At 71.6% G+C, this 26,773-nt stretch carries 23 protein-coding genes and 1 pseudogene; 8 read left to right on the forward strand and 16 right to left on the reverse strand.

From position 1 onward, the window contains the following. Positions 1-42: 42 nt before the first annotated feature. Complete coding sequence (locus ACFY3L_RS01355; protein WP_389317281.1) at positions 43-840, forward strand: hypothetical protein; 798 nt, start codon at positions 43-45, stop codon at positions 838-840. A 137-nt stretch (positions 841-977) separates the two neighbouring features. Continuing rightward, on the forward strand, positions 978-2,618 hold the full coding sequence (locus tag ACFY3L_RS01360) for a DUF885 domain-containing protein (protein ID WP_389317284.1): 1,641 nt from the start codon (positions 978-980) through the stop codon (positions 2,616-2,618). A 161-nt stretch (positions 2,619-2,779) separates the two neighbouring features. On the opposite strand, the gene ACFY3L_RS01365 is transcribed toward ACFY3L_RS01360, so the two are convergent. The 4 genes from ACFY3L_RS01365 to ACFY3L_RS01380 all read right to left on the reverse strand — a co-directional run bounded on the left by ACFY3L_RS01365 (position 2,780) and on the right by ACFY3L_RS01380 (position 6,816). Next, complete coding sequence (locus ACFY3L_RS01365) at positions 2,780-3,604, reverse strand: crotonase/enoyl-CoA hydratase family protein (RefSeq protein ID WP_389317287.1); 825 nt, start codon at positions 3,602-3,604, stop codon at positions 2,780-2,782. After that, the gene (locus ACFY3L_RS01370) at positions 3,604-4,782 is read right to left on the reverse strand and encodes an acyl-CoA dehydrogenase family protein (RefSeq protein ID WP_389317290.1); all 1,179 of its coding nucleotides are present in this window, start codon (positions 4,780-4,782) and stop codon (positions 3,604-3,606) included. Before ACFY3L_RS01370 ends, ACFY3L_RS01365 begins: the two co-directional genes overlap by 1 nt. Before the next feature lie 10 nt (positions 4,783-4,792). Then, positions 4,793-5,980 carry a thiolase family protein gene (locus ACFY3L_RS01375; protein WP_389317293.1) on the reverse strand — a complete coding sequence of 396 codons (1,188 nt, stop codon included), beginning with the start codon at positions 5,978-5,980 and terminating at the stop codon, positions 4,793-4,795. 77 nt (positions 5,981-6,057) lie between these two features. Continuing rightward, the gene (locus ACFY3L_RS01380; RefSeq protein WP_389317296.1) at positions 6,058-6,816 is read right to left on the reverse strand and encodes a 3-hydroxyacyl-CoA dehydrogenase; all 759 of its coding nucleotides are present in this window, start codon (positions 6,814-6,816) and stop codon (positions 6,058-6,060) included. Between the two features lie 110 nt (positions 6,817-6,926). Here ACFY3L_RS01380 and ACFY3L_RS01385 point away from each other — a divergent pair, with 110 nt between their 5' ends. The 3 genes from ACFY3L_RS01385 (at position 6,927) to ACFY3L_RS01395 (ending at position 9,066) form a co-directional block, all read left to right on the forward strand. Beyond that, positions 6,927-7,550: a TetR/AcrR family transcriptional regulator gene (locus ACFY3L_RS01385; RefSeq protein ID WP_389317299.1), complete on the forward strand. Its 624-nt coding sequence runs from the start codon at positions 6,927-6,929 to the stop codon at positions 7,548-7,550. Continuing rightward, positions 7,547-8,311, forward strand: coding sequence for an SDR family NAD(P)-dependent oxidoreductase (locus ACFY3L_RS01390; protein ID WP_389317302.1), 765 nt, complete (start codon positions 7,547-7,549; stop codon positions 8,309-8,311). Before ACFY3L_RS01385 ends, ACFY3L_RS01390 begins: the two co-directional genes overlap by 4 nt. Positions 8,312-8,409: 98 nt before the next feature. After that, complete coding sequence (locus tag ACFY3L_RS01395; protein WP_389317305.1) at positions 8,410-9,066, forward strand: GntR family transcriptional regulator; 657 nt, start codon at positions 8,410-8,412, stop codon at positions 9,064-9,066. Positions 9,067-9,069: 3 nt separating this feature from the next. Here ACFY3L_RS01395 and ACFY3L_RS01400 read toward each other — a convergent pair whose 3' ends face one another. From ACFY3L_RS01400 to ACFY3L_RS01440, 9 genes and pseudogenes are all read right to left on the reverse strand, one after another. Further along, the gene (locus tag ACFY3L_RS01400; RefSeq protein WP_389317308.1) at positions 9,070-10,191 is read right to left on the reverse strand and encodes a hypothetical protein; all 1,122 of its coding nucleotides are present in this window, start codon (positions 10,189-10,191) and stop codon (positions 9,070-9,072) included. Next, a complete protein-coding gene (locus ACFY3L_RS01405) occupies positions 10,188-11,063 on the reverse strand; it encodes an enoyl-CoA hydratase/isomerase family protein (RefSeq protein WP_389317311.1) in 876 nt (291 codons plus the stop codon). Before ACFY3L_RS01405 ends, ACFY3L_RS01400 begins: the two co-directional genes overlap by 4 nt. Next, positions 11,060-12,526, reverse strand: a complete 1,467-nt coding sequence (locus ACFY3L_RS01410) for a 4-hydroxyphenylacetate 3-hydroxylase N-terminal domain-containing protein (protein WP_389317314.1) — start codon at positions 12,524-12,526, stop codon at positions 11,060-11,062. The genes ACFY3L_RS01405 and ACFY3L_RS01410 overlap by 4 nt, the downstream gene beginning before the upstream one ends. A gap of 34 nt (positions 12,527-12,560) precedes the next feature. Beyond that, positions 12,561-14,096, reverse strand: a complete 1,536-nt coding sequence (locus ACFY3L_RS01415; protein ID WP_389317317.1) for a class I adenylate-forming enzyme family protein — start codon at positions 14,094-14,096, stop codon at positions 12,561-12,563. Between the two features lie 12 nt (positions 14,097-14,108). Beyond that, positions 14,109-14,384, reverse strand: a complete 276-nt coding sequence (locus ACFY3L_RS01420; RefSeq protein WP_389317320.1) for a hypothetical protein — start codon at positions 14,382-14,384, stop codon at positions 14,109-14,111. Further along, positions 14,381-15,547, reverse strand: a complete 1,167-nt coding sequence (locus ACFY3L_RS01425; RefSeq protein ID WP_389319123.1) for an acyl-CoA dehydrogenase family protein — start codon at positions 15,545-15,547, stop codon at positions 14,381-14,383. The genes ACFY3L_RS01420 and ACFY3L_RS01425 overlap by 4 nt, the downstream gene beginning before the upstream one ends. A 2-nt stretch (positions 15,548-15,549) precedes the next feature. Further along, positions 15,550-16,767: an acyl-CoA dehydrogenase family protein gene (locus ACFY3L_RS01430; RefSeq protein WP_389317323.1), complete on the reverse strand. Its 1,218-nt coding sequence runs from the start codon at positions 16,765-16,767 to the stop codon at positions 15,550-15,552. A 47-nt stretch (positions 16,768-16,814) separates the two neighbouring features. Next, positions 16,815-19,526, reverse strand: a complete 2,712-nt coding sequence (locus ACFY3L_RS01435) for an ATP-binding cassette domain-containing protein (RefSeq protein WP_389317326.1) — start codon at positions 19,524-19,526, stop codon at positions 16,815-16,817. A 54-nt stretch (positions 19,527-19,580) separates the two neighbouring features. Next, positions 19,581-19,745: pseudogene (locus ACFY3L_RS01440) on the reverse strand (transposase); the annotation flags it as partial. A 147-nt stretch (positions 19,746-19,892) separates the two neighbouring features. Between ACFY3L_RS01440 and ACFY3L_RS01445 the strand changes: the two are divergent. Continuing rightward, positions 19,893-21,044: an RNA-guided endonuclease InsQ/TnpB family protein gene (locus ACFY3L_RS01445; protein WP_389317328.1), complete on the forward strand. Its 1,152-nt coding sequence runs from the start codon at positions 19,893-19,895 to the stop codon at positions 21,042-21,044. A gap of 35 nt (positions 21,045-21,079) precedes the next feature. Here the strand turns inward: ACFY3L_RS01445 and ACFY3L_RS01450 are convergent, their stop codons facing one another. The 3 genes from ACFY3L_RS01450 to ACFY3L_RS01460 all read right to left on the reverse strand — a co-directional run bounded on the left by ACFY3L_RS01450 (position 21,080) and on the right by ACFY3L_RS01460 (position 24,233). Further along, positions 21,080-21,808 carry an ABC transporter ATP-binding protein gene (locus ACFY3L_RS01450; RefSeq protein WP_389317331.1) on the reverse strand — a complete coding sequence of 243 codons (729 nt, stop codon included), beginning with the start codon at positions 21,806-21,808 and terminating at the stop codon, positions 21,080-21,082. Beyond that, entirely contained in the window at positions 21,809-23,017 is a 1,209-nt protein-coding gene (locus ACFY3L_RS01455; protein ID WP_389317334.1) for an ABC transporter substrate-binding protein, read from the reverse strand. 64 nt (positions 23,018-23,081) lie between these two features. Next, positions 23,082-24,233 (reverse strand): LLM class flavin-dependent oxidoreductase, encoded by a 1,152-nt coding sequence (locus tag ACFY3L_RS01460; protein ID WP_389317337.1) that lies wholly within the window; start codon positions 24,231-24,233, stop codon positions 23,082-23,084. A gap of 343 nt (positions 24,234-24,576) precedes the next feature. Between ACFY3L_RS01460 and ACFY3L_RS01465 the strand changes: the two genes are divergently transcribed. Continuing rightward, complete coding sequence (locus tag ACFY3L_RS01465) at positions 24,577-25,305, forward strand: TetR/AcrR family transcriptional regulator (protein ID WP_389317340.1); 729 nt, start codon at positions 24,577-24,579, stop codon at positions 25,303-25,305. Positions 25,306-25,310: 5 nt separating this feature from the next. Further along, a complete protein-coding gene (locus tag ACFY3L_RS01470; RefSeq protein ID WP_389317343.1) occupies positions 25,311-26,501 on the forward strand; it encodes a flavin reductase in 1,191 nt (396 codons plus the stop codon). Positions 26,502-26,773: the final 272 nt, after the last annotated feature.

Below are 26,773 nucleotides of genomic sequence, written 5' to 3' on the forward strand. Positions count from 1 at the left end.
CACGTACCCTGACCGGCGACCACCACCTAGGGGAGCATCATCTTGCGCGCACTACATCGCATCGCGGTTCCGTTCGTCGCTGCGGCGGCCCTGCTGGCCGGCTGTGGGGAGTCGTCTCCGTCGGCCAACGCGACCGGGACACCGGCGACCACGGCGGCAGCGGCACCGGCCGCGTCGGCCTCGGCCAAGCCGGCGGCTGGGTCCGCCGAGTTCGAGGCGGCGATCGCCGATTTCGCCACGAAGCCGTATGCGTTCCTGACCAAGGCCAAGAGCGGCCCGCAGGTCAAGGGGTCGGTCGACCCCGCGGCCGGCAACGTGGCTCAGGTCGCCGACATCCCGGCCGCCAAGGTCAAGGTCAGCGTCACGGTCGTCGGCAAGGACTACTACGCCAAGCTCGACGGCGTCCAGATCCCGGGCGCGGCGAACAAGTGGATCCACTTCGAACCGGGAAAGCTGCAGTCACTCAACAAGCTGCTCATCAACACCGCGCAGGACCCGACCGGCCTGACGCTCATCGCGCAGGCCATCGTGACCGCCAAGAAGGACGGCACGAAGATCACCGGCACATTCGATGCGACGAAGGTCGGCGACGGCGTCGGTGGCATCGGCGCCGACTCGGTCGGCGCGCTCGGCGAAAAGGCCAAAGCGATCCCGTTCACCGCCACCCTCGACGCCGAGGGCAAGCTGACCGCAGTGTCCTTCACGGTGCCGGAGCACGGTGAAGAAAAGGCCGACACCATGACGACGACCTACTCGGCCGTCGGCACCGCTGTAAAGATCGTCAAGCCGACCCCGGTCGTCGAGGCCAACGAGCAAATCTACGCCGGACTCAACGGCTGACACGCCGCAGCGATGGTGGCCGTCGGATCGCGATGCACGGCGGCTACCTTCGATCCTGGAGCCCTGAGGGCGGCTGCGAAGAGTCTCAGGCGTTAGCATCGGGGACGTCGATCGATGCGCGGAGACGGGGGCACGCCATGGCCACTGCCGGTGAACTTGCCGACGAGCTGCTCGACGTGATGCTGGACCTGTCGCCGATCGGTGCGTCGCTGCTGGGGATTCCCGGGCGGGACGGGCAGCTGCGGGACTACTCCGAGGCTGCGGACGACGCCGCCAGGCAGCGGGCGGTGGCGATCGGGGCGCGGGCCGGGACGGCGGACGGTGACCCGGTCACGCGCGGGGTGGTGCTGCAGCAGGCGCAGTCCATTGTGGACAGCATCGATGTGCGGTACACCGAGTATTCGATCACCGACACGTGGACCGCGCCGGCGGTGGCGTTGCTCGCGCAGCTGCCGATGGTCGCGCTCGCCGACACGGCCCGGGCCGACGGATACCTGGCCCGGCTGGCGAAGCTGCCGGAGTCGTTCGCGCAGATCGCGCAGCGGCACCGCGACGGCGTCGCCGCCGGGCGCCGGCCGGTGCGGCACCTCGTGGAGGGTGCCGTCGCGCACCTCGACCGCTACCTCGCCGACCCGGACGGCGATCCGCTGCGCAGACCGGCCCCCAAGGACGACAACGGTTACGCCGAGCAGCGCGACCGGCTCGTCGACGAGGTGGTCCGGCCGGCGGTCGCGGCATACCGGGAGGTCCTCGCCACCGAGATCGCCCCCGCCTCCAGGGGGCTGGACGAGGCCGGGCTGTGTTTCCTGCCCGGCGGGGACGAGCTGTACCTGCGCCAGGTGCGACTGCACACGACGACCCACCGCACGCCGGACGAGCTGCACGCCATCGGCCGGGACCTGATCGCGTCGCTGCGGCGGGAGTTCGCGGAGATCGGCGCGGAGGCGTTCGGCACGGCGGACCCGGCAGAGGTCATGCACCGGCTGCGGACCGACCCGGCGCTGCGGTGGCGGGACGGCGACGAGATCCTCGCCGCGGCGCGGGCCACGATCGACCGCGCCGAGCAGGCCGCCCCCGACTGGTTCGGCACGCTGCCCCAGCAGCGGTGCACGGTCGAGGCGGTCCCGGCCGCCGAGGCGCCCGGCGCGCCGGCCGCCTACTACCTCGCCCCGGCGATCGACGGGAGCCGGCCCGGCATCTACTTCGCCAACACGTCCGAGCCGGCGGGCCGCGACCGCGCCGTGGCCGAGGCGACCGCCTTCCACGAGGGCGTCCCCGGACACCACCTGCAGCTCAGCCTGGCCCTGGAGCTGACCGGCCTGCCGCTGCTGCGCCGGATCGGCATGTTCACCGCGTACGGGGAGGGCTGGGGCCTGTACGCGGAGCGCCTCGCCGACGAGATGGGCCTCTACTCCGGGCCGCTCGCGAGGCTCGGCATGCTCGCCCTGGACTCGATGCGCGCGGCGCGGCTCGTCGTGGACACCGGCATCCACGCGAAGGGCTGGAGCCGCGACCAGGTCGTCGACTACCTGCGGGCCAACACCGTGATGGCCGAGGTCGAGATCCAGTCCGAGACCGACCGGTACATCGCCGACCCCGGCCAGGCGCTCGCGTACATGGTCGGCCGCCTGGAGATCCAGCGGCTGCGTGCGGAGGCCCGCGCCGCGATGGGCGACCGCTTCGACATCCGCGCCTTCCACGACACGGTCCTGACCTCCGGGCCGCTCCCGCTGGAGATTCTCGCCGAGGTCGTCCGGCGCTGGCAGGGCCAAGGCTGACCCCGGCAGCTCCGGCCGCTCATGGCCGGCCGGACCTGGCGAGGTCAACTCCGCGGTCCGGTCGGCCAACGGCATCCGGGTGCATGCCTGGCTCGCTGCCCTGACCGGGCTGACGGCCGCGACCGGCATCGATCATCATGGCGTACCGGATCCCGTCTGGACTATCGCCCTTCCCAGACCGGTGCCCGCTTCTCGGCGAAGGCGATCGGCCCCTCGACGGCGTCGCGGCTGCCGAACACGAGCGCGGCCGCCTCGTCGTTGACGGACCACGGCTCGCGGTGTGACCATTCCGGGTCCCAGTCCGAGCCGGACTCGGCCACCTGGTGCATGACCTTCTTGGTGTACTGCACCGACAGCGGCGCGTTCGCGGCGACGCGCTCGGCCAGCGCCATCGCCTCCTCGAGCGCGGCCCCGGGCCGGGCGACCACGTTGACCAGCCCCCACTCGGCTGCCTCCTGCACGTCGACGGCGTCACCGGTGAGCGCCATCTGCAGCGCGCGCTTGAGCGGGATCTGCCGCTGGAGCCGCACCACCCCGCCCGCGGCGGCGACCAGGCCCCGCTTGACCTCGGGCAGGCCCAGCCGGGCGTCCTCGGCCGCGACCACCAGGTCACAGGCGAGGGCGATCTCGGTGCCGCCGCCCATGGCGAACCCGTTGACGGCCGCGATCAGCGGCTTGTCGATCCAGTGCCGGACGATGCCGGCGAAGCCCCACTCCGGGTGCTCCGGCGCGGCGACCGAGCGCCCGGCCGCCAGCTCCTTGAGGTCGGCGCCGGCGCAGAAGGCCCGGCCGTTGCCGGTCAGGACCACGACCCGCACCTCGGGGTCGGCCGCCGCCCGCTCCAGCGCCTCGCCGGCCGCGGTGGACAGTGCCGCGTTGACGGCGTTCAGGGCCGCGGGCCGGTTCAGCCGGATCACGGCGATGTGCCCGGCCCGCTCGTACAACGCGGCCGGTTCGGCGTCGACGGTCGCCTTCGTGTCTGTCATCAGGTCTCCAGGACGTCGCGCGCGATGATGTGTTTCATGATCTCGGTGGTGCCGCCGTAGATGGTGGTGACGCGGGTGTCGGCGTACGCCCGGGCGATGGGGTACTCGAGCATGTATCCGTAGCCGCCGAACAGTTGGACGCAGCGGTCGACGAGTCGCTTGTGCATCTCCGTCGCCCACCACTTCGCCTTGGCCGCGTCCACCGCGTTCAGCTCGCCGCGGTTGAAGCGCAGCACGGCGTCGTCCACGTAGGCCTGGGACACCTCCAGCTCGGTCAGCATCTCGGCGATGGCGAACCGGGTGTTCTGGAACGACGCGATGCGCTGGCCGAACGCCTGCCGCTGCGTGACGTGTTCGAGGGTCCAGCCGAGCGCCGCCCGGGCTCCGGCGCATGCGGCGACCGCGATCCCCAGGCGCTCCAGCGGCAGGTGGCTCATCAGGTGGTGCAGCCCGCGGCCCACCTCGCCGAGCACGTTGCCGGCGGGGACGATCGCGTTGTCGAAGAACAGTTCCGCGGTGTCCTGGGATTTCAGGCCGACCTTGGCGAGCTTGCGGCCGCGTTCGAAGCCGGGTGTCCCGCGCTCCACGACCAGCAGGCTGAACGCGCGGCTTCCGGCGTCGGGGGCCGGGTCGGTCCGGGCGACCACGATCACGAGGTCGCTCAGGATGCCGTTGGTGATGAACGTCTTGGCGCCGTCGAGGACCCAGCTGTCGCCGTCGCGCCGAGCCGTGGTCCGGATGCCCTGCAGGTCCGAGCCGGTGCCCGGCTCGGTCATGGCGATGGCGCCGATGCTCTGGCCCGAGCACAGGGCCGGCACCCACCGTCCGGCCTGCTCCGGGGTGGCCAGATCGAAGAAGTACGGCAGCACGATGTCCGCGTGGGCGGAGAACCCCGAGCCGAGGGACGCGGCGCCGGCCTTGGCGAACTCCTCCATCATCGCGCACCGGAAGCCGAAGTCGGAGATGGCGCCGCCGCCGCCGTGCTCCTCGGGTGCGTTGATGCCGAGCAGCCCCTGCCGGCCGGCTTCGAGCCACGGCTCGCGCGGGATGATGCCCGCGTCGTCCCAGGATTCGACGTGTGCGGTGACGTGCCGGCTGAGGAACGTGGCGACGGTGGCGCGGAACGCCTCGTGGTCGCCGGTGAAGAACGGGCGCCGCGCCCACAGGTCCTTGGTCATGTCGTCCCGATCAGAGGCGTTCGATGACGGTGGCGTTGGCCAGGCCGCCGCCCTCGCACATGGTCTGCAGCCCGTAGCGGCCGCCGGTGGCCTCGAGGTGGTTGAGCATCGTGGCCATGAGCCGGATGCCGGAGGCGCCGAGCGGATGGCCCAGTGCGATGGCGCCGCCCCGGCAGTTGAGCCGTTCGAGGTCGCCGCCGAGCTCGGCCAGCCAGGCCAGCGGTACCGGTGCGAAGGCCTCGTTGACCTCGTAGGCGTCGATCGCGTCGATGCCCAGGCCGGCCCGTGCCAGCACCTGCCGCGTGGCGGGGATCGGTGCGGTGAGCATCAGCAGCGGGTCGTCGCCGGCGACCGCGAACGCGTGGAAGCGGGCCCGTGCGCGGAGGCCGAGTTTCGCGGCCACGTCCTCGCCCATGACGAGGGCCGCGGCGGCGCCGTCGGTCAGCGGTGAGGAGTTGCCCGCCGTGATCCGCCAGTCGAGGTCCGGGAACCGTTCGCGCATGTCGGGGGCGTCGAAGGACGGCCGGAGCGCGGCCAGGCCCTCGGGGCTCGTCGCTGGGCGGATCGTCTCGTCCGCCGCGAACCGGCCGTCGCCGTCGTCGCCGACCCGTACCGGCACGATCTCGTGGTCGAACCCGCCGGCGTTCGCGGTCTCGGCCGCGAGGCGGTGCGACCGGGCGGAGTACTCGTCGAGCCGTTCCCGCGAGAGCCCCCACTTCTGGGCGATGAGCTCGGCCGAGACGCCCTGGCCGACGAGCCCGTCCGGGTAGCGCCGGGCGACCCCGGGCCCCTGCGGGTCCTGACCCAGCGTGCTGACGCCCATGGGCACCCGGCTCATCGACTCCACACCGCCGGCGACGGCGATGTCGTAGGCGCCCGCCATCACGCCCTGCGCGGCGAAGTGCATCGCCTGCTGGCTGGACCCGCACTGCCGGTCGATGGTCGTGGCCGGCACCGACTCGGGCCAGCCCGCGGCGAGCACCGCGTTGCGGCCGATGTTCATCGCCTGCTGGCCGGCCTGGCCGACGCAGCCGGTGATGACGTCCTCGACCCGCCCGGGGTCCAGGTCGTTGCGTTCGGCGAGGGCGCGGAGCACGGTGGCGTAGAGGTCGACCGGGTGCACGCCGGACAGTGCGCCGCCCGGCTTGCCCTTGCCCGAGGCGGTGCGGACGATGTCGACGATGACCGCTTGACGCATGATCTCTTCCTTCCGTCGGTGACGCAGTCGGTGAGCCCGTCGGTGAGCCTGTCGGTGAGCCTGTCGGTGAGCGGGGCTCAGCGCGGGGCCATGCGGATGGCGCCGTCGAGGCGGATGGTCTCGCCGTTGAGCATCGGGTTGGCGACGATCGCCGCGACCAGCTGCGCGTACTCCGCAGGGCGGCCGAGCCGGCTCGGATGCGGCACCTGGGCGCCCAGCGAGTCGCGGACCTCCTGCGACAGCTGGCCCAGCAGCGGGGTCTCGAAGGTGCCCGGGGCGATGGTGACGACGCGGATCTTCAGGGTCGCCAGGTCGCGGGCGATCGGCAGGGTCATGCCGACGATGGCGCCCTTGGACGCCGAGTAGGCGGCCTGCCCGACCTGGCCGTCGAACGCGGCCACCGACGCGGTGTTGACGATGACCCCGCGCTCCTCGCCGGTCACCTCGTTCTCCGCCATCGCCGCGGCGGCCAGGCGCAGCACGTTGAACGTCCCGACCAGGTTCACCCGGATGACCCGCTCGAAGTCGGCGAGCGGGAACGGGCCGTGCTTGCCGACGGTCCGGAACGCGTTGCCGATGCCCGCGCAGTTGACCAGGACGGCGAGGCCGCCGTCGTCGTTGGCGAGCGCGACCGCCGATTGCACCGCCGCTTCGTCGGTCACGTCGGCGCCGGCGAACCGGACCGCGTCGCCCAGCGCGTCGAGCCGGCTGCGGTCGGCGTTCGGCAGGTCGAGGGCCACCACCCGGGCCCCCGCGGCCGCGAGGGTCTCGACCGTCGCCAGGCCGAGCCCGGACGCGCCTCCGGTCACCAGCGCCTGCTTGCCCCGGACATCCATGCCACGACCTCCGTATCTGGTCTACTTAGTTAGCGATCGCTAAGCTAGCCTTCGAGGGCCTGGGAAAGCAATCACTCGTGACGTATTTGGCGAGCCGGACAGAGACGGGGATGACAGTGAGCGACGACGCGTCCAGCTGGCGGGAGTACCCCCCACTCGAGCTGCACCCGCTGCTGGCGCTGGCCCTGGACGAGATCGTCGAGCACGGCTACGACGGCACGTCGGTGCGCAAGATAGCCAACCGGGCGGGCGTCACCGTGCCGGCGCTCTACTACCACTTCGAGAACAAGCAGGCCATGCTCCGGGAACTGCTCGACCACGCGATGCGGATCGTGCTCACCCACGCCCGGGCCGCCCTCGACGAGGCCGGCGCCGACTGCACGGCCCGGCTCAGTGCGCTGGTCGAGGCCATCGTCCTCTACACCGCCCACCATCGCGACCTGGCGTTCCTCGACTCCGAACGGCGCAGCCTCACCCCGGAGAACCGGGCGCACTACGTCGCCCGGCGCGACGAACTCGAGAGCGAACTGCGGGACACGATCCGCGGGGGAGTGCAGCAGGGTGTCTTCCACACCCCGCACCCGGACGAGTGCGGCCGGGCGATCCTGTCGATGTGCCAGGGCGTCGCCGGCTGGTTCCGGCCGGGCGGTCCGGTCGACGCGGCCACCATGGCCCGCCGGTACGCCGACCTCGCGCTCGCCACCGTGCAGTACCAGAAAGGAACAGGACGATGAGCGGGCCTCTCGACGCGTTCCGGCTCGACGGGCGGGTCGTCGTCATCACCGGCGCCAGCTCCGGGCTCGGGCTGGGTTTCGCCCGGGCGGTCGCGGCCGTCGGCGGTCTCCTCGTGCTCGGCGCCCGGCGCCTGGACCGGCTGCAGGAGGCCGCGGACGAGCTGCGGGCGCAGGGCGCGACCGTGCTCGTCCAAGCGGCGGACATCGCGGTGCCCGAGCAGTGCCAGGCCCTGGTGGACGCGGCCATGGCGGAGTTCGGGCGCGTCGACGTGCTGGTCAACAACGCCGGCCTTGCCGTCTCCGTGCCGGCCTCGAAGGAGACCCCCGACTCCTTCCGCCAGATCATCGACGTGAACCTCAACGGCGCGTTCTGGATGGCGCAGGCCTGCGCCCGGGTGATGCAGGCGGGCTCCTCCATCGTCAACGTGGCGAGCGTCCACGGCGTCGTGGCCTCACGGTTCCCGGGTGCCTCGTACGCCGCGAGCAAGGCGGGCTTGATCGGGCTGACCCGCGACCTCGCGCAGCAGTGGTCCGGCCGCAAAGGCATCAGGGTCAACGCCCTGTGCCCCGGCTACGTCGCGACCGAGATGACGGCGACGGGTGAGGACAAGCTCCGCGCCATGGTCGCCGAGCACAGCCTGCTGGGCCGCTTCGGCGAGCAGTCCGAGATCGACGGGGCGCTGCTGTTCCTGGCGAGCCCGGCGTCGTCCTACGTCACCGGCACGACCCTCGTCGTCGACGGCGGCCTCTCCGCCATCTGACGCGACCCGGGATGCGATGCTTGGCTTGCCCGATTCGGCGCGCCCCGCGGCCATTAGACTCGGCCGGATCCATGCCGACGAGTGACCGGGGAGTGCCGATGGCCAAGGCGGCCGAAACGGCGTACGAGGCCGTCCGCGCCGGCATCCTGTCCGGCGAGTTCGCCCGCGGGCAGCGGCTGCGCGAGGAGGAGCTCGCGCTGCGGGCCGGGGTGTCGCGCACACCCGTCCGCGAAGCGCTGCGCCGGCTGGACGCGGAGGGTCTCGTCGAGTTCACGCCGAACCGGGGCGCGCGGGTGGTCGCCTGGTCCGAGCAGGAGCTCGAGGACAACTACGAGCTCCGCGCGATGCTCGAGAGCTACGGTGCCCGCCTGGCCGCGGAGCGCATCACCGACGAGGAGCTCGACGCCATCGGGCAGATCGCGGCCCGGATGACCACGCTGAGCCGCAAGGGTGCGGCCGCCGCCGACGAGCTCACCGTGCTCAACGGCGACTTCCACCGCGCGATTCTGCGGGCCTCCCGGCACACGCAGCTCGACAGCATGGTCCGCGGCGTCATGGACACGCCGCTGATCTTCCGCACCTTCCAGCGCTACGACGCGGAGCGCATGCGCACCAGCGTGCGGCAGCACGCCGAGCTCGTCCAGGCGCTGCGGGTCCGCGACGGCGTGTGGGCCGAGGCGGTCATGCGCGCGCACATCCTCGCCGCGCGTTCGACGATCGTGCTGTCACTGCGCGACGAGGAGGACGGCGGCTGACGGTCAGGGTTGTGCCCGCCCCTTGAGCCAGTCCGCGAGCGTGTCGGCGACCGCGTCGCGGGCGTCCGCCGGCTCCATGAAGTAGTGGTCCCCGGGCAGCGTCACGAACTCCTTGTCCGCCGTCGCCGCCCCCTCGTAGAGGCCCTGCGCGTCGGAGGGGAAGACGCCGCTGTCGGCGTCCGGCTGCACGACGAGGGTGGGCAGGTCGAGGCGGGCCAGGTGCGGTGCGGCGACGCAGTCGGACTCCTGCAGGCTGAACATGTTGAGCCAGGTGCGCATCGTGCTCACCACGCCGACGCCGAGGACACCGTAGTTGGCCCGCCTGGGGTCGCCGAAGTAGCACAGCGGCGTCGGGCGGTTCGACGGGTCGATGCTCGGGTCGACGTACCGGGGGTCGGCCCACGTGCGGCCCATCGTGAAGATCCGGTCGCGGGCCGGCTTGTCCCGCGCGGCGTCGAGCTGCTCCTTGCACCACGCGGTCAGCCGGTGGTTGCGTTCGATCTGCGCGGCCCGGTAGCGGTCAAGGAACGCCGGGGTGAAGGAACCGCCGTGGCGCGGGTCGTACATGTCGAGGTCGGGATCGACCGCGTTCGGGTCGTTCTCGTCGACCACCGACGGGTCCATGGTCCGTGTGATCCACTCCGGCCGGCCGGGGTGCGCGGCCAGGAACACCATCAGGTCGCCGGGCGGCAGGTGCAGGGCCGGCTCGAACACCTTGGTCCGCCCGTACGGCGGGCGGATGTTCGGCTCGCGTGACTGGGAGTGGTACGCCGCCATCAGGGAGCCGCCGCCGGAGTTGCCGAGCAGGACGACCTTCTCGACGCCGCGGTCGCGCAGCAGTTGCACGCCGACGCCGATCTCGGCGAGGGCGTGGTCGAGGGTGAAGAGGTGCTCGGCCCCACGGAACCGGGTGTTCCAGCCGAGGAAGCCGTAGCCGCGCTCCGCCATGCGGGTCGCCATGTAGTGCTCGGAGAAGTCGACGTTGTAGTGCGCGGCGATGAAGGCGGTGCGCGGCGCCCGGCCGGACGGGGTGTAGTAGATGCCCTGGCACGGGTGGCCACCGGCGCCCGCCCGGCCGAGCGCCGGCGACGGAACCCCGATGAACTCTTGGTCGATGGTGGTCACGCGGAGTCCTCCCCGTGTTCGATGGGCCATGGTGGAAGATCGGTTGACGGGCGGCCGGTCCAGACCGGGCGGCGTTTGCGCAGGAACGCCTCGACCCCCTCGCGGGCGTCGGGGCGGTCGAGGAGCGCCTCCATCACCAGCCGCTCCTTGCGGCCGTGCTCGAACGGGTCGGCGTCCACGGCCTCCCAGAGCAGGCGCTTCGTCGCCGCGACCGCGACCGGCGCGGCGTGCTCGACGATGTCGCGCGCGAGGGCCTGCGCGCGCGGCAGGACGTGATCGGCCGGCAGCGCCGAGACGGCAAGCCCCCACGCGACCGCCTCGGTGCCGGTGAAGCGGCGGCCGGTGAGCAGCAGCTCCTGCGCCCGCCCGAGGCCCACGTGGCGGACGAGGTTCCAGTGGCCCATCCACTCCGCGGTCACGCCGAGCCGTACGAAGGGAAGCGCGAGCACGGCGTCGTCGGCGACGAACCGCACGTCGCACTGCATCGCCAGGGTGAGCCCGGCGCCCACCGCCGCGCCCTGGATCGCGGCGATCACCGGCTTGCGCACCTGGTGCGGCGCGATCCACTCGGTGCCCTGGCCCTGCGGCGCGGCCCCGCCGAAGCCGTCCCCGGTCATCTCCGAGCCGGCGCAGAAGGCCCGCCCGGCGCCGGTCAGCACGACCGCGCCGACCTCGTCGGTGGTGTCGCACCAGCGGAGCACGGCACTGAGCTCGTGGTTCGTCGTGCGGTCGATCGCGTTGAGCCGTTCGGGCCGGTTCAAGGTCACCGTGGCGACGCCGTCGCCGGTCGTGAGCAGCAGCCGGGTGAGCTCTTCGGGCCGCTGGGCGGCGGACGTGTCGGTCCAGGCGAACGTGGACTCCTCGTACCTCATGTGCTTGCTTCCGCGGGGTACGCGGCCGCGTCCGGGTCGTACCCGTGCGGGCCGAACCGGTGGAGCCCGCTGAGCACCTCGCCGGATTCGGTGATGCCGGCGGTCTCGCGGGCGAGCGCCTTCGCCGTCTCCATGTCGAAGTGGGCCGTGACGACCACCTTCTGGGCGTAGAGCCCACCGCCGGCCTGGATCACGGTCACGTGCTTCCAGCCGCCGTAGGCGTCGGCGGTGAAGTCGCGGATCGTGTGGAACAGGCGCATCCGGTAGCCGGCGTCGACACCGTCCATGGTGCGCATGTACTTGCGCAGGTCGGCTTCGGTCTCCGGGTTGCTCAGGTCGCGCAGGGACGGCGCCGTCAGCACCGAGCCGCCGGCGATGTCGTGCAGGTGGCGGACCATCGTGCTGAACTGCGCGGCCGCGTGGTACTTCGCGGCGTTGGTGAACAGCTCGTCGGGCGAGGCCCAGCCTTCCGGGGTGAAGGTGGCGTGGGTCATCGCGGCCTCGAACCCGGCCCGGATGAGCGTCGCGTAGATGATCATCTCGGCGATCTTGTCCTTGATGTGCCCGACCTTCAGCAGGCCGTTGGCCTCGGCGACGAGGTGCGCGAGCCCGACGAGGGTGTCGGCGAGGCGTACGTAGCTGCCGACGCTGCCGAGGCGCTCCCACAGGCCCAGGGAGTGGACGAAGGTCGCGGAGTGCTCCAGCTCTCCGGCCAGGAAGAGGCGTTCGTTGGGGACGAAGACGTCGTCGAAGACGATGAGTCCCTCGGTCATCACGTGCCGGGAGCTGTAGGGGTAGAAGTCCGGGTCCAGGTCGGGCCGCGGCGCGAACGAGGCGTTGATGACCCGCACCCCGGGGGAGTTGACCGGCACCGCGGCGGCCACGCTCCAGTCCTCCTCGCCCGGCTTCATCCGCTTGGTGGGCATGACCATGAGGTCGTGCGCGACCGCCGCCGAGGAGATGTGCAGCTTCGCGCCGCGGATGACGACGCCGTCGGGTCCCCGGTCGACGATGCGGACGTAGAGGTCCGGGTCGTCCTGCTTGCCCGGGGGCAGTGCGCGGTTGCCCTTCGAGTCGGTGATCGCCTGCACGATCCGGATGTCGCGGCGCTTGCTCTCCTCGAAGTAGGCGAGGGCCCGCTCGGCGTACTGGGGCTGCTGCGCGCGCATCCGGCTGGCCGCGGTGAGCACCATGAGCAGGCCGTTGGCGGTGGAGATGGTCGGGAAGTCCCAGTGCAGCTGCCGCTGCTGGGTCTCGCGCAGCTCCTCGACGGAGGTGGGGATGAAGAAGTACGGGCCGTGGACGTCGTCGCCGGGCCGGTAGTGCTTGTCGTAGCCGAGCGCCGCAGCCTGGGCGGGCCCTCGCAGCAGCGGTTCGGCGGTCACGTCGGGCACCGAGTGGCCGTTGACGAAGATGCGGCGGCCGTCGCGGAGAGATTCCAGGTACTGGTCTCCGGTGAGCATCAGGACGGCTCCTCAAGGTAGTGAACTGGTGAAGTCATGCGATCCGGCCCTCCGCCAGGAGTTCACGCAGCCGGAGTTTGTCGATCTTGCCGGCGGGGTTGCGCGGGAAGGTCGTGACGACGACGATGCGCTGCGGCACCTTGTAGCTGGCCAGCCGGCCGCGGCAGTGCTCCTTCACCTCGGCCGCCGACAGTGCGCCGTGGCCGTCGCGCAGTGCCACGACCGCGGTCACCACCTGGCCCCAGTGCGGGTCCGGCTCGCCGACGACCGCGATCTCGGCCACGGCCGCGTGCCCGCCGACCACGTCCTCGATCTCGACGGGATAGACGTTCTCGCCGCCCCGGATGATCATTTCGTCGGCCCTGCCGGCCAGGTGCAGGAAGCCCTCCTGGTCCTTCCAGGCCAGGTCGCCGGCGACGAACCACCCGTCGCGGACGGCGCGGGCGGTGAGGTCGGGCCGGTCCAGGTAGCCGCTCATCACCGTGTCGCCCCGGCTGGCGATGAGCCCGACCTCCCCGTCCGGCACCTCGGCGCCGTCGGGGTCCAGGAGCCGGACGTCGCAGCCGAACGCCGGCCGGCCGATCGTGCCGAGCAGCCACTCGTCGCCGGCGAGGGCCCGCCGGTGGTCCTCGGGCCGCAGGACCAGCTGGCCGCCCGCCTCGGTTCCGGCGCCGAACCCGTTGTGCAGGTCGCAGCCGAAGACGTCGGCCATGCGCCGCACGACCGAGGTCGGCATCGGCGCGCCGCCGTACATGATGGAGCGCAGTCCGGAGAAGTCCGCCTCCGCGAGCTTCGGATGTTCCAGCAGCTGGATGATCATGCTCGGGACGAGCGTCGCGTGCCGCACGCGCCCCGACCCGAGCCACGACAGCGCCAGGTCGGCGTCCCACTGCGGCATGATCACGGAGGCTCCGCCGCGGGCGACGCCGTAGAGCAGGTGCCCGAACCCGGCGGCGTGGAAGAGCGGGGCACCGGAGTAGATCAGGTCGCCCGGCCGGAGGCCGAGCTCGAGCACCCCCGACTGCGTGATCGCCTTGATCATGCGCTGCGACTGCAGCACGCCCTTCGGGGTGCCGGTCGTCCCGCTGGTGAACGAGATGCTCAGGATGTCGTCGTCGTCGCTGACGGCCGGGAGCTCGCCACCGTCCGGACCGCCGGCCAGGAACTCCTCGTAACCCGACTCGAACTGGACGGCGTACCGGAGCCGGCACTCGTCGACGATCTCCTGGTACCGGGCGCTGTGGAAGATGACCTGTGCGCCGCTGGCGGCCAGCACCGTGCGGATCTCCGCCGGCGACAGCCGGAAGTTGAGCGCCACGTAGGTCGCGCCCAGCTTCATGCAGGCCAGCAGCACCTCGACGTACTCGGGGGAGTCCACGGCGAGCAGCGCCACTCGGTCGCCGCGGCCGATCCCGATCCGCCGCAGCGCCCGGGCGAGCCGGGTGATCCGCTGCTCGCCCTCGGCGTACGTGCGGGTCCGCCCGTCCGCGGCCACCAGAAACGCGGCCTGCGGGGTGAAGCGAGCCTGCACGGTGACCCAGTCACCGGGCGCCAAACCGGAAAGCTGCACGGGGGTACCTCCTCATCCGCCGGCGACGTGCATACGGACCTCGTCGCCGTCCACCCATCCGTGTCGCCGGGCGTAATCGATCATGCCGTCGAACTCGCCGCGCCACCGCTGATCGCTCGCCCGCGCACCGGCCAGTTCCAGCAAGGTCCGCGTGCTCACCCAGACGTGGCCGTCCTCGCGGCGGCCCCAGGCGCCGACCGTGGCGTCCCCGGCGATGTGCGCGCTCAGCGACGTGAGGTCGTCGAGCTCCACCAGCGCGACGCCGCCCTCCTCGACCCGCAGGATCATCGGCCGGCCGTCCCGGCGTAGAACGAGGCCAGCTGGGTGTCCTCGCCGTGGGCCGCCAGCACGGACGCCGTCAGCAGCCGGGGCTGCTGACCCGTGGAGTCGAGCAGCTGCCGGTTCGACACCGCGCGCCGGTAGTACAGGTGGGCCGGGTGCTCCCATGTGAACCCGATGCCGCCGTGCAGGTGGATCGCCTCCCGGGTGATCTCGGCGCCGATCCGCCCGCAGTACATCCGCGCGACGGCCAGCCCGGCCAGCGACTCCGGCCGCCGGCCGATCGCGTCGTTGTGCTGCACCGAGCGCACGGCGACCGACAGGGCGGAGCGCGCCCGCTCCAGCGAGACCAGCAGGTCGGCGCACTTGTGCTTGACCGCCTGGAACGAACCGATCGGCCGGCCGAACTGGGTGCGCACCTTGACGTAGTCGACCGTCATCTCCAGCGCACGCTCGGCGGCGCCGACGCACTCGGCCGACATGCCGAGGATCGCGCCCTGGCGGATGGCGGCCACCCCGGCGCGGGCGCGGTCCTGCTCTGCGAGCAGTTCGGCCCGGGCGCCGGTCAGGCGGACCGCGCCCATGCGCCGGGTCAGGTCGAGCGTCTTCAACGGGACGACCTCGACGCCGGGGTCGTTCGCCTCGACCCAGAAGAACGCGTGGAACCCCTGATACTCGGCGAGCACGAGCAGGGCGTCGGCCGCGGTCGCGTCGACCACGCAGGGCAGTTCGCCGCGGATCTCGAAGTCGCCGCCGGCCGCGGCCTTGGCGTGCGGGTACTCCAGCGGGAACGTCTCCTCGATGGGCAGCACCGGCACGGCGACGAGGTCACCGGCGGCGATCCGGGCGAGCCGGTCGCGGTTGGCGTCGTCGTCGGCCAGTGCCACCAGCGCCGCGGCCACCAGCGAGGTGGTCAGGAACGGGCCGTCGTCGAGGGCCCGGCCCAGCTCGGTGTGGACGGCGACCTCTTCCGCCAGGCCCATGCCCGCGCCGCCGAACTCCTCGGGAATCCGGACCCCCGGCAAGCCCAGCTCGCTCGCCTGCCGCCGCCAGCGGTCGCGGTCGAGCCGCCGGGCCGCATCGGGGTCGAGGGAGCCGCCGCGCAGGGCCGCTCCGGGGTCCCGCTCGAGGTGGGCGCGGACCACCTGCCGCAACTGCTCGATGTCGTCCATGCTCAAGCACTCTTCTCGGGGACCGGGCGCTCCTCGCGCGGAAGACCGAGCACACGCTCGGCGAGGATGTTGCGTTGGATCTCGTCGCTGCCACCGGCGATGCGGTGGGACGGCGCGCTGAGCAGCAGCTGCGACCATGAGTAGGTGCCCCAGGCGCCGGTGTCGGCGACCATCCGGTACCCCAGGAGGCGGGCGGCGACGTCGGAGTAGTACTCCATGTCGGAGGTCGTCATGAGCTTGACCACGGAGCCCGGGGCGGGCCCGCCGGCATCGCGCAGCCGCGTGGCGGTCTCGTGCAGCACCTGCTCGCGGGCCCAGCACTCGGCCAGCAGATCCTGGATCGCCGGATCGTCGATGGCACCGGTGGAGCGGGCCAGGGCGAACAGGCGGATCACCGGCTCGATCATGATGCCGTTGTGGGCCCGGCCAAGCACGGAGCGCTCACTGCCGACCGTGGTCATCGCGATGTTCCAGCCGCCGTTCACCGGTCCGAGCCGCCGCGAGTCGGGCACCCGCACACCGTCGAGGAAGACCTCGTTGAAGTGCTCGGAACCGGTCACCTGGCGCAGCGGGCGGACATCGATCCCGGGCGAGTCCATGTCGATGAGGAACACGCTCAGTCCGCGGTGCCGGCTCTCCGGCGGTCCGGTGCGCACCAGCAGCTCCCCGAGCTGCGCGACGTGCGCGAAGGACGACCACACCTTCTGGCCGGTGACGATCCAGTCGTCGCCGTCGCGGACTGCGGTGGTGCGCAGGCTGGCGAGGTCGGAGCCGGCCTCCGGCTCGGAGAACAGCTGGCAGCAGATCAGGTCGCCGCGCCAGATCCCCGGCAGGAAGGCCTGCTGCTGCTCCTCGGTGCCGTGCGCCAGGATCGTCGGCGCCACGATCCCGTGGCTCACCATGTAGGTCGACGTGGAGGGCACCTGGTACTCCGCGGCGATGCCGGCGACCAGCTCGACGTAGTCGTGGGAGAGCCCGCGCCCGCCGAGCCGGGTGGGACCGTCGAGCCAGGCGAGCTTCGCGTCGAACAGTTCCCGCTGCCACTGCTGGGCCCGGGCGACCTCGGCCGCCTCGTCGTCCGGCTGGGTGAGCCCGACGCCGACCACGTCGTCGTCCCCGACGCCGTGCAGCATGCCGCGCCGCTCGCGCCGCGGCGCCCGGGCCGCGAAGAACGCGTGCGCTTCGGCGGCCACGGACTCGTGCGTCGCTGGCGTGGTCATCGGCTCCTCCTGCGGGCCTTGCACTGCTTCGTTGACCGGGCCGGCGTTCACACGCGGGCCCCGTCGTCGGACTCGTCCGCTTCGCGACCGAGGTAGGCGGAGATGACCCGGGGATCCCGGGCGACGTCCTGGGGCGTTCCCCGGGCGAGCACGGCGCCGGCCTCGAGCACGGTGACCCGGTCACACGTGCTGAGCACCAGGTCGACGTTGTGCTCGACGAGCAGGATGCTCATGTCCCAGTCCCGGGCGAGGGTACGGATGAGCGCGCCGAGCTCCCGGGCCTCCTCGTCGCTGAGCCCCGCCGCCGGCTCGTCCAGGAGCAGCACGCGCGGGTCGGACGCCACCGCCCGGGCGATCGCGACGAGCCGCCGCTTGCCGAACGCTAGCTCGCCGGGCTTGCGGTCGAGGTCGTCCTCGAGCCGGAACTCCCGGATGGCGGCGAGCGCGGGCGGCGTCAGCTGGATGCGGCCCGGCACGACGAGGTCGCTGACGTAGCGGCGGGCGCCGTCGTCATCACACGCGACCGCGAGGTTCTCGCGGACGGACAGGTCGGCGAAGAGCTCCAGGGACTGGAAGGACCGGGCCAGCCCGGCCCGGGCCCGGCGCCGCGCGCTCCACGGCGCGATCGAACTGTCGTCGAGTCTGATCGTGCCGCGGGTGGGGCGCACGAACCCGGTGAGCGCGTCGATGACCGTCGTCTTGCCGGCCCCGTTCGGTCCGATCAGGCCGTGCACCTCGCCAGGGACGAGGTCCAGCGACACGTCGTCGACGGCCACGACGCCGCCGAACTGCACCCGCAGGCCGGACACGTGCAGCGACCGCGGCGGACGGCGGTCGTGCGCCGGCGTGACGGGCTGCTCCGGCGTGGCCCGGGTTCGGGACGGGAAGGAAGGCACCCGCAGGAGCCGGCCGATCCGGCGCACGAGGTGGGCGTTCATCTCGTACAGGCCGTTGCGGCCGCTGCGCAGGACATAGAGCAGGAACAGCCCGCTGACCAGCGGCAGGTAGCGCTCCAGGTTGTCGACGCCGTGCAGGACCTGCGTGCCGACGCCGCCGGGCAGCAGCGTGGACGCCAGCAGCGCACCGCCGATGGTGCCGATGCCGCCGACGACCGCGACGCCGATGACCGTGATCGAGGTGAGCACGTCGAACTGGGCCGGCAGGACGGTGGCGCCCTGGAAGGCCAGCAGGACACCGGCGAGCGCGGCGAGCGCCGACGCGAGCGCGAAGGCGTACAGCTTGCCGACGAACACATTGACGCCGAGGGCGGCCGCCGCACGTTCGTTGGACCGGACCGCGAGCAGGCGCCGGCCGACCCGGCCGCGGCGCAGGTTGGCCACGGCCAGGGCGCTGAGGGTCAGCGCCGCGAGCGCCACGAGCCCGTAGTTGTAGGGGTGCTTGATCGCCCCGAAGTCCCAGCCGAAGATCGACGGCTCACCGATCGGGATGCCGGTGTCGCCGCCGGCGAACTTGAAGTCGCTGAGCACCAGGCTGAACAGCACGATGCCCATGCCGAGCGTCGCGATGGCGAGGTTGATGCCCCGGGTCCGCAGCGCCGGCAGCGCGACCAGCACGCCGACGAGCGCCGCGGCCACCATCGCGCCGATCAGCGCCGGCAGGAAGCCCCAGCCCGCGCGGGAGACGAACGTCGCCGCGGCGAACGCCCCCGACCCGGCGAGCACGTACTGGGCCAGCGACAGCTGCCCGGCGTACCCGGTGACGACGGTGACCGACAGGGTGAGGATCGCGAACGCCATCGTGACCGTCAGCGCCTGCGCCCACACCGGCGAGACCACGAAGGCGATGAGGAAGGCGAACACGCCGACGACGAGGACCGCCGGCACGACCCGGACGCGTCCGTCGCCGACGCTGGGCAGGCGCTCCAGCACGTGACTGCGCAGCGGCAGCGAGCTTCCCCGCAGCACCAGATAGGCCACGATCACGATGAAGGGCACGCTGTCGCCCCAGCCCGTCACCGTGACATAGCGGGTCGTCAGGGACTGCACGACACCGATCGCCAGCGCACCGGCGAAGGCGATCGGGAACGACACGAACCGGGCCAGCAGCGCGGCCGCGAGGGCCGGCACGATCAGCAGGGTGAGCTGCGTCGGCTGCAGGTAGGTGATCGGGCCGATCAGGGCACCGGCCAGCGCCGCGATACCGGCCGCGAGTGCCCAGTTGGCGGTCGCGATCCGGTCCGGTGAATGGCCCAGGCTCGCGACGGCCCGCTGGTTCTCGGCCATGGCGCTGGCCACCCGCCCGAACGACGTCCAGCGGAAGACGGCGTACAGCGCCGCCGTCAGCGCACCCCCGATCAGCAGGATGATGAGCCGGTCGACGCCGAGCGTCGCGCCGGGCAGCGGCTCGACGGCGGTGGTGGGCAGGAAGGACGGCACGCTGATCGGGCCCACCCCGTACCGCAGCACGGCGGCGGCCTGGAGGGTGAGCAGCACGCCCAGGGTCGCGATCACCCGCTCGATCGGTGACGAGGTGCGCATCGGCCGGAGGATCAGCAGCTGCACGGCGACGCCGAGCACGACGCCGACCGCGGTCGCGGCGACAACGGACGGGAACGCCGGCCACCCGGCCGCCACCCGGAACTCGTAGTACGCGTAGCCGCCGACCATCACGAACGAGCCCTGCGCGAAGTTCACGATCCCGGAGCCCCGGTAGATCAGCACCAGCCCCTGGCCGAGCAGGCTGTAAATGGCGCCGATGCCCAGGCCGAGCAGGAGGAACTGGACGATTTCCACGATCACCTGAAGGCTCCCGAGTAGCCCCCGGCTTCAGCCGTGGGGAAGTAAGGGAGTGTTCTAGGCATTGCGCTGGTTCTCGACATAGTGTTTGACGACCTCCAAGGTTGCGCCGTCAGTCGTGGCGACGAAGTACGAGTTGGTCCACAGCGTCGGCAGCCACGACTTGAGGTGCGGGAATTGCTGCCGCAGCAGCCGTGACTTACGGCCTGTGATCTGCTTGAGGCGCTGGTCGACCGGGCTGGTGATTGACCGGACGTCGATGCTTCGGACGCCGCACGACGTGGACGTGGCGTCGGTGGGCGACGGTGTTGTTCGACCTGACCTCGTCCGTCCTGGCGCGGTATAACTTGTTGTCATATGCTGTTTCGTGTGGAGGAGGTGGTGCGGTACAACTATCGTCTGCGTCCGGGTGCGACGGCGGTTGCCGCGCTGATGGCCGAGTGGGGCCGCTGCCGCTGGTTGTGGAACGAGGCCGTTCACCAGCAACGTAGCGGCGGTAAGCCCACGTTCGCGAAACTGTGCAGACTCCTCACCGAGGCTCGGGCCAGGAACGCTTGGCTTCGCGATGGATCGCAGGTCGTCCAGCAACAGGTGCTGCGAACCTACGGCCTCGCCCTGATGCACTCCTTCACGATCAAGGGCAGGGGTCGGCCCAGGCTGAAGAAGCGCTCCAGGACGTTGCCGACGCTGGACTACACGGTGCGCGGGTTCACGCTCCACGGCGGGCGTCTGAGGCTTGCGGGCGGCATCATCATCCCGGTGGTGTGGTCCCGTGACCTGCCGTCGAAACCGTCGAGTGTCCGCGTGTACCAGGACTGCCTCGGGCACTGGTACGCGTCGTTCGTCGTGCGCCGTGAACGCGCGGATGCACCTGAGGTGACCGGGTCGATCGGCATCGACTGGGGTGTCGCCACCACCGCGGCGACCACGGACCCCGCCTACGACCTGCCGTATCACGGGTTCCGCAAGCGGTGCGCCGCCGAACTGGCGAAAGCGCAACGTAAGATGGCCCGCCGCCGGCCACCGAACGGCCACGCCGGCAGCAAGGGTTACCTGCGGGCGAAGCGGCAAGCCGCGAAACTGCACAAGAGGGCCGCCCGGCAGAACCGGCACACTACCCGCATCTGGGCCAAGAGCGTGGTCGACAACCATCAGATCATCGCTGTGGAGGACTTCAAGCCCGCGTTCCTGGCGAAGTCCACGATGGCGCGCAAGGCCGCCGACGCCGCTATCGGCGCGGCGAAACGGGAATTGATCGAACGTGGCACGCGGGCGGGTCGGAAGGTGGTGCTGGTACCGCCCGCCTACACGACCATGACCTGCTCCGGGTGCTTCGCAAGAGCCACGCAAAGACTCGGACTGGGTGCGCGAACCTTCGTCTGCACGACCTGCGGTCACACCGCCGGGCGTGACGAGAATGCTGCGAGGGTCATCCTCGCCACGGTAGAGCGTGACCGTGCTGGTGTTGATGGCGTAAGACATGCGATCACCTCCTCCGGGAGCGGGTTGCATGCGGCCTGAGTCAGAAATCCCCCGGATTCATCCGTGGGGAAGCGTTAATCCGTTCCCGTCGCGGTGGCGTCGCCGAGGTAGAGGGACTCCACGGCCGTGATGCCGTCGGCGGCGTTCCCGGTCGCCGCGACGGCACCGCGCCGCAGCAGATACCAGCGGTCGGCGACCGCCATGGCCCGGCGGGCCTGCTGCTCGACCAGCAGCACGGCCACCCCGTCCCGGTCGGCCGCCTGCCGCAGCGCGGCGAACAGGCGGTCGACCACGAGCGGTGCGAGGCCGAGGGACAGCTCGTCGAGCAGCAGCGCGACCGGGTTCGCGGCGAGGGCCCGGGCCAGCGACAGCATCTGCTGCTCGCCGCCGGACAGCAGCCCGGCGCGGGTCGTGAGGAGCGGTTGGAGCTCGGGGAAGAGCTCCAGGGCCCGTTCGATGCGGCCCGGCCCGAGGAGCAGGTTGTCGCGCACGGACATGCTCATCAGCACCGAGCGCTCCTCGGGCACGAAGCTCATGCCCATGCGGGCCCGGACGTGGAGCGGGGCGGTCGTGACCGTCCCGCGCCACCGCACCTCGCCCCCGATCGGCGGCAGTTCGCCGGCCGCGGTGAGGATCGTCGTCGACTTGCCCGTCCCGTTGGCCCCGAGGAGCGCGACGATCTCGCCGCGCATCACCGTGAGGTCGACGTCGCGCACCACAGCCAGGTCGTCGTACCCCGCGCTCAGTCCGCGCAGCTCGAGGACGGGGGAGTCCTCGGCCGCCACTGCCGCCGATGCGTTCATCTACTTGGTGCCCAGCGGGTCGATCGCGTCGCCGTCCTGCTTGAGCGTTCCGCTCACGGCCTCGGACACGTACACCTTGAAGGTGGGCACCCGCGGGTAGGTCTGGACGATCGGCGGGTCGGGGATGCCGGCGTAGTCGGGCACGGTGCCCAGCACGATGGGCTTGTCGAGCTTGTCCAGCAGGCCGGTGATCGCGGCGGCCGAGACGTTGCCGCCCAGTCGTTTCACGATCTCGACGAGGAACGTGATCGAGGTCCAGGTGCCCAGGGAGCCGTTGTCGGTCACGGCTTCCGGGTGGTACTTGGCCATGTCGTCCAGGAACTGCTTCACCTGCGGGATCGACGTGTTGGTCACGGGTACCGCGGACGAGGTGATGAACACCTTGTCGGCGAGGTCACCGAGCGCCTTCTGGTCGGCGGGCTTGAAGATGTTCGCCAGGGTCGCGATGTTGCCCTTGAAGCCGGCCTGGCGGACGGCCCGGATGATCCGCGGCGCGTCGGTCGCGGTGGAGGCGACGGCGATGGCGTCGGGGGTCTTGGCCAGCGCCGAGGAGGCGACGGCGCTGAAGTCGGGCGCGCCGAGCGGGGCAAGGATCCGGTACGACTGGGCGCCGCCGGCCTTCGCCCCGTTGGCGATGTCGTCGGCGGCGGCGTAGGCGGCGGCCGCGTCGGCGACGATGACCGCGATGTTCTTGCCGCCCTTGTTGGCCAGCAGCCGGCCCAGGCCGACCTGCATCGACTGGGTGCCGCCGGTGATCGGGTACGACACCTTGCTCGTGCCCTCGGTGGGGCCGCCCGAGCCGGCGCCGGCCAGCCACGGGATACCCGCGGCCTCGAGCACGGGCAGTTCCGCGGGCGCCTGCGAGCTGGCCGCGCCGACCACGGCGACGACGCCGCTGCTGACGGCCTGGCGGGCGCAGGCCGCGCCGGTGTTGGCGTTGTACGCGTCGTTGCAGTACTCCACCTCGATCTTCCGGCCGTCGATGCCGCCGGCGGCGTTGATGGACTGCACGTGCGCGTCGAGGCCGGCCTTGGCGTCCTTCAGCGAGAGGTTCGGGCTTTCGAAGGTCCCGATCTGCATGATCTTGATCGGGCCGCTGCTGCTGGCGGTGGTGCTCGGGGTGTCCGCGCCGCGGCAGGCGGCGAGGCCGGCCACGAGCGCGAGGGTGGCTAACGGGACGAGGACATGACGGGGTGTGCGGAAGTGCATGTCGGTCCTTTCGGAGTATCCGAGCTGTCTCCGGCTTGGAGGGGGTGTCCAGCTCGGGACCAGGTCAGCGCAGGCTTTGGATGTTCGCGCCGGCGGGCAGTTCGCGGCCGGAGTCGGAGTAGGCCTTGGAGATCGCGGCCTGGGCCAGTGGCTTGTAGGACGGTCGCTTCTCGGTGACGACACGGGCGGACCGCTGCGCGGCCGTGAGCGTGCCCTGGAAGTGCGGCATGACGAAGCGGGCGAAGAGTTCGAGGCTGGTCAGCGCCTTCTCCCGGCTCGCCCAGTCATGCGTCATGATCATGAATCCGCCGAAGCCGCCGGTCTGATCGAGCATCCGCTCGATCGCCGCGATGGCGTCCGCGGGCGTGCCGATGATGGAGCTGTCGTCGGCGATCTCGTCGGCGAGGGTGTAGTCGTTCTCCAGACCCAGCACGGGCTTGAAGTACTGCTCCCGCTCCTCGGCCCGGCCCTTCTCGACGTCGCGGATCGCCTGCTCGCGGTCCTCGGCGAGGTGGACCCGCACGACCATCCGCCACTCGTCCCGGCTGATCGTCGTGCCGGCGTCCTTGGCCGCCTGCTCGGCGATCTCCCACTGCGCCTTCATGTCCTTCTTCCCGCCGATGAACCCGGCGCTCAGCGACAGGACACCGACGCCGTGCTTGCCGGCCGTGGTCACGCCCGACGGTGAGGTCGTGCTGGCCACGGCGATCGGGACGCCCTTCGGGCTGAGCGGCAGGAAGGCCAGCTGGGCCTCGCGCAGCTCGAACCATTCGGTGGACGCGGTGACGGTCTCGCCGTCGAGGAGCCGGATGATCACGTCCAGCGCCTCGTTCATCCGGGACCGCTGGGTCACCGGCGCGATGCCCATCATGTCGGCGTCGGAGATGAGCGCACCCGGCCCGACGCCGAGCATCGCGCGGCCGAAGCTCAGGTGGTCCAGCATGACGACGCGGTCGGCGACCAGCAGCGGGTGGTGGTACGGGAGGCTGACCACGCCCGTGCCGAGCCGGATCCGCGAGGTGCGCACGGCCGCCGCGGCCAGCGCCATGAACGGGTCGGCGATGCGCTCGACGCCGGTCGAGTGGTGCTCGCCGACCCATGCCTCGTCGTATCCGAGCCGGTCGGCGAGCTCGATGAGCGCCAGGTCGTGGCGCAGGCTGAGCATCGGACTGTCGTCGTTCGTGTGGAACGGGGCGATGAACACACCGAAAGTCATGGGCGCCGGACGAGCCATGGGGATCCCCCTCATACGCGGGTGTCGATCGAGAGCGGAGAAGTCGGAGGCGGAGGCCGTGCCCGTGTGACGACGGTCTCAAGCAAGTGATTGCTGAATCTACTCAGAAACTCGCCGAGCGCAAGAGACCTTCGGAAACCGGTTCAGCTCTGTTGGGTGGCGTGCAGTTCTGTGGATATGCCCGGATCTTGCCTCGTTGGGCGGTACCGCGGAACTCCGGAACGCTCCTGAATCTATTCAGATTCAGGGTGGCGTGCGCCACAGTGATGGCGTTATGGTTCTCCGGCGTTCACCACAGAGCCCTGGCGAAGAGGAGGGGAGCGGTATGCCGGAACTGCCCGACGAGCCCGAAGCGGCGCGCAGCAGGCGCCTGGAGCGGATCGCCGCCAACCTGCGGGGAGCGGTACGGCGCCAGGACGGGCGGGAGACACCGGTCGGCCCGCGCGCCATGCGCACCCGCAAGAAGCTGCTCGAGGTCGCCGAGCAACTCTTCGCCCGCGACGGCTACGCGAACATCTCCCTCAACGACATCGCCCAGCAGTCCGGAGTGAGCCTGGGGACCGTCTACCAGTACTTCGTCGACCGCGACGACATCGTGGCGACGCTCGCCGGCGAGAGCGCCCTGCGCATGCTGAACCTCGGCGCCGACTTCTGGGACGCGGCCACCGGCCGCCTCGGGCTGCGCCGGGCGATCAGCGCGATCGTGACCACGCAGTGGGAGAACCGCGACTTCTTCAGCCTCTGGGAGACCGCCAGCCACAGCGACGCCAGGCTGGCCGAGCTGCGCCGGGAATGGGTCGGCGACTTCCGCCGCTCCTTCGCGCGGTCCCTGGCCCGCGGGATGAAGAGCGGGCACGTCCGATCGGGCCTCGACCCGGAGGAGACGGCGCGCGCCCTGAGCCTCATGGTGAGCGCGTACTGCTACGACGCCTTCATCGCCGACCCGCCCGACCCGCCCCTGGACCCCGAGGGCGTGATCGACCACCTGACGACCCTGTGGGCGGACGCGATCGGCCTGCGTGAGGACCGCGAACTGCGGCCCGGAGACGCGTGAGCCCGATGGAGAGGACGACGATGTCGCTCGGCACCGCCCACCGGACGGCCGGCTCCGCCGACGACCCCGCCTGGTTCCGCCACGTCCTCGGGCAGTACCCCACCGGCGTCTGCGTGATCACCGCCCAGCCGGAGGACGGCCCGCCGATCGGCATGGTCGTCGGCTCCTTCTCCTCGGTGTCGCTGAACCCTCCGCTGGTCGGGTTCTACCCCAGCGTCACCTCTGAGACCTGGCCGCACCTGCAGCGGGCAAGCAACTGGTGCGTCAACATCCTCGCCGCCCACCAGACCGACGTGTGCCGCCGGATCGCGACGGCCCCGCTCGCCCAGCGGTTCGACGGCGTCCCCTGGCGCCCGGCCCCGTCCGGCGCCCCGATCATCGACGGCGCGGTGGCCTGGATCGACTGCGTCCCCGTCGCGGTGCACGACGCCGGCGACCACAAGATCGCACTCGCCGAGGTGCGGCACCTCGACACCGCGAGCACCGAACTGCCCCTGCTGTTCTTCCGCAGCGGCTACGGCAGCTTCGCGCCGCTCACCCTGACCGCCTACGACCCGGAGATGCGTCTCACCCGCCCGCTGCGGCACTTCGAGCTCATCCGCTCGATCGCGCAGGAGCTGCCCGACCAGGGTCTGCGCTGCCTGGTGACCGCACCCGTCAGCGACAGCGTCGTCGTGGTCGGCCAGCTCGACCCGCCCTCCGCGGCACCCTCGGCGCAGCCCACCACACTCGTCGGCCAGCGGCTGCCCTTCCGGCCGCACGGCCCCTCGATCTTCGAGGCGTGGGCGCCCGCGCCGGAGCAGGAGGCGTGGGTGGCCCGGTTCGCTCCGGACTCGCAGGAGGCAGAGATCCAGGCCCTGGCCCGGATCCGGGAGCGCGGGTTTTCCATCGGCCTCGGAAGCGAAGGCCACCGGCGCTTCGCCGCGGCCCTGGAGCGGCTCGCCGCCGAACCCGGCGCCGTGGCCAACGAGGAGCTCGACGCCCTGGTGGCCTCCCTCGACTACGAGCCCCCGGAGCTGTCCGACGAGATCCTGGCGCAGGCGCGCGTGATCTCCGCGCCGGTCTTCGACAACGAGGGACACCCGGTGCTGGCACTCACCGTCTTCGGCTTCAAAGCCCGGCCGGACGTCGTCCGCGCCGCGATCGCCGCCGTCACCGCGTGCGCCGCAAAGGCAACACGCTCGCTCGGGCCGTGATGTCGATCTGGACGGCTGACATCGCTGCAGTTCAATGGTGGTCCGCGTGCCGGGAGACCATCGACGGTCTCTCGTGCAAGCCTCGGTACGCTCTGATCGGCCTGTGTTGGTGCCATTGAGCATGCCGCATGCGTCGTTCGCGCTGCCGGGCGAGCCGGGATGCGACGCGGAGCGACGCGACGGCGCAGGCGAACGCGAGAACTGCGAGGACCAGGACGCCAGTCAGGACCACCTTGACCACCTCAGCGGGTCGTCCCGGGCGGTGGCTGGCC

It is taken from the genome of Dactylosporangium sp. NPDC000521 (assembly GCF_042898305.1).
GTDB lineage: Bacteria > Actinomycetota > Actinomycetes > Mycobacteriales > Micromonosporaceae > Dactylosporangium.

Coding starts and splice junctions, on each gene's coding strand:
- ACFY3L_RS01360 (WP_389317284.1), top strand. CDS start 978: ATGGCCACTGCCGGTGAACTTGCCGACGAGCTGCTCGACGTGATGCTG.
- ACFY3L_RS01365 (WP_389317287.1), bottom strand. CDS start 3,604: ATGACAGACACGAAGGCGACCGTCGACGCCGAACCGGCCGCGTTGTAC.
- ACFY3L_RS01370 (WP_389317290.1), bottom strand. CDS start 4,782: ATGACCAAGGACCTGTGGGCGCGGCGCCCGTTCTTCACCGGCGACCAC.
- ACFY3L_RS01375 (WP_389317293.1), bottom strand. CDS start 5,980: ATGCGTCAAGCGGTCATCGTCGACATCGTCCGCACCGCCTCGGGCAAG.
- ACFY3L_RS01380 (WP_389317296.1), bottom strand. CDS start 6,816: ATGGATGTCCGGGGCAAGCAGGCGCTGGTGACCGGAGGCGCGTCCGGG.
- ACFY3L_RS01385 (WP_389317299.1), top strand. CDS start 6,927: ATGACAGTGAGCGACGACGCGTCCAGCTGGCGGGAGTACCCCCCACTC.
- ACFY3L_RS01390 (WP_389317302.1), top strand. CDS start 7,547: ATGAGCGGGCCTCTCGACGCGTTCCGGCTCGACGGGCGGGTCGTCGTC.
- ACFY3L_RS01395 (WP_389317305.1), top strand. CDS start 8,410: ATGGCCAAGGCGGCCGAAACGGCGTACGAGGCCGTCCGCGCCGGCATC.
- ACFY3L_RS01405 (WP_389317311.1), bottom strand. CDS start 11,063: ATGAGGTACGAGGAGTCCACGTTCGCCTGGACCGACACGTCCGCCGCC.
- ACFY3L_RS01410 (WP_389317314.1), bottom strand. CDS start 12,526: ATGCTCACCGGAGACCAGTACCTGGAATCTCTCCGCGACGGCCGCCGC.
- ACFY3L_RS01420 (WP_389317320.1), bottom strand. CDS start 14,384: ATGATCCTGCGGGTCGAGGAGGGCGGCGTCGCGCTGGTGGAGCTCGAC.
- ACFY3L_RS01425 (WP_389319123.1), bottom strand. CDS start 15,547: ATGGACGACATCGAGCAGTTGCGGCAGGTGGTCCGCGCCCACCTCGAG.
- ACFY3L_RS01430 (WP_389317323.1), bottom strand. CDS start 16,767: ATGACCACGCCAGCGACGCACGAGTCCGTGGCCGCCGAAGCGCACGCG.
- ACFY3L_RS01450 (WP_389317331.1), bottom strand. CDS start 21,808: ATGAACGCATCGGCGGCAGTGGCGGCCGAGGACTCCCCCGTCCTCGAG.
- ACFY3L_RS01455 (WP_389317334.1), bottom strand. CDS start 23,017: ATGCACTTCCGCACACCCCGTCATGTCCTCGTCCCGTTAGCCACCCTC.
- ACFY3L_RS01460 (WP_389317337.1), bottom strand. CDS start 24,233: ATGACTTTCGGTGTGTTCATCGCCCCGTTCCACACGAACGACGACAGT.
- ACFY3L_RS01465 (WP_389317340.1), top strand. CDS start 24,577: ATGCCGGAACTGCCCGACGAGCCCGAAGCGGCGCGCAGCAGGCGCCTG.
- ACFY3L_RS01470 (WP_389317343.1), top strand. CDS start 25,311: ATGGAGAGGACGACGATGTCGCTCGGCACCGCCCACCGGACGGCCGGC.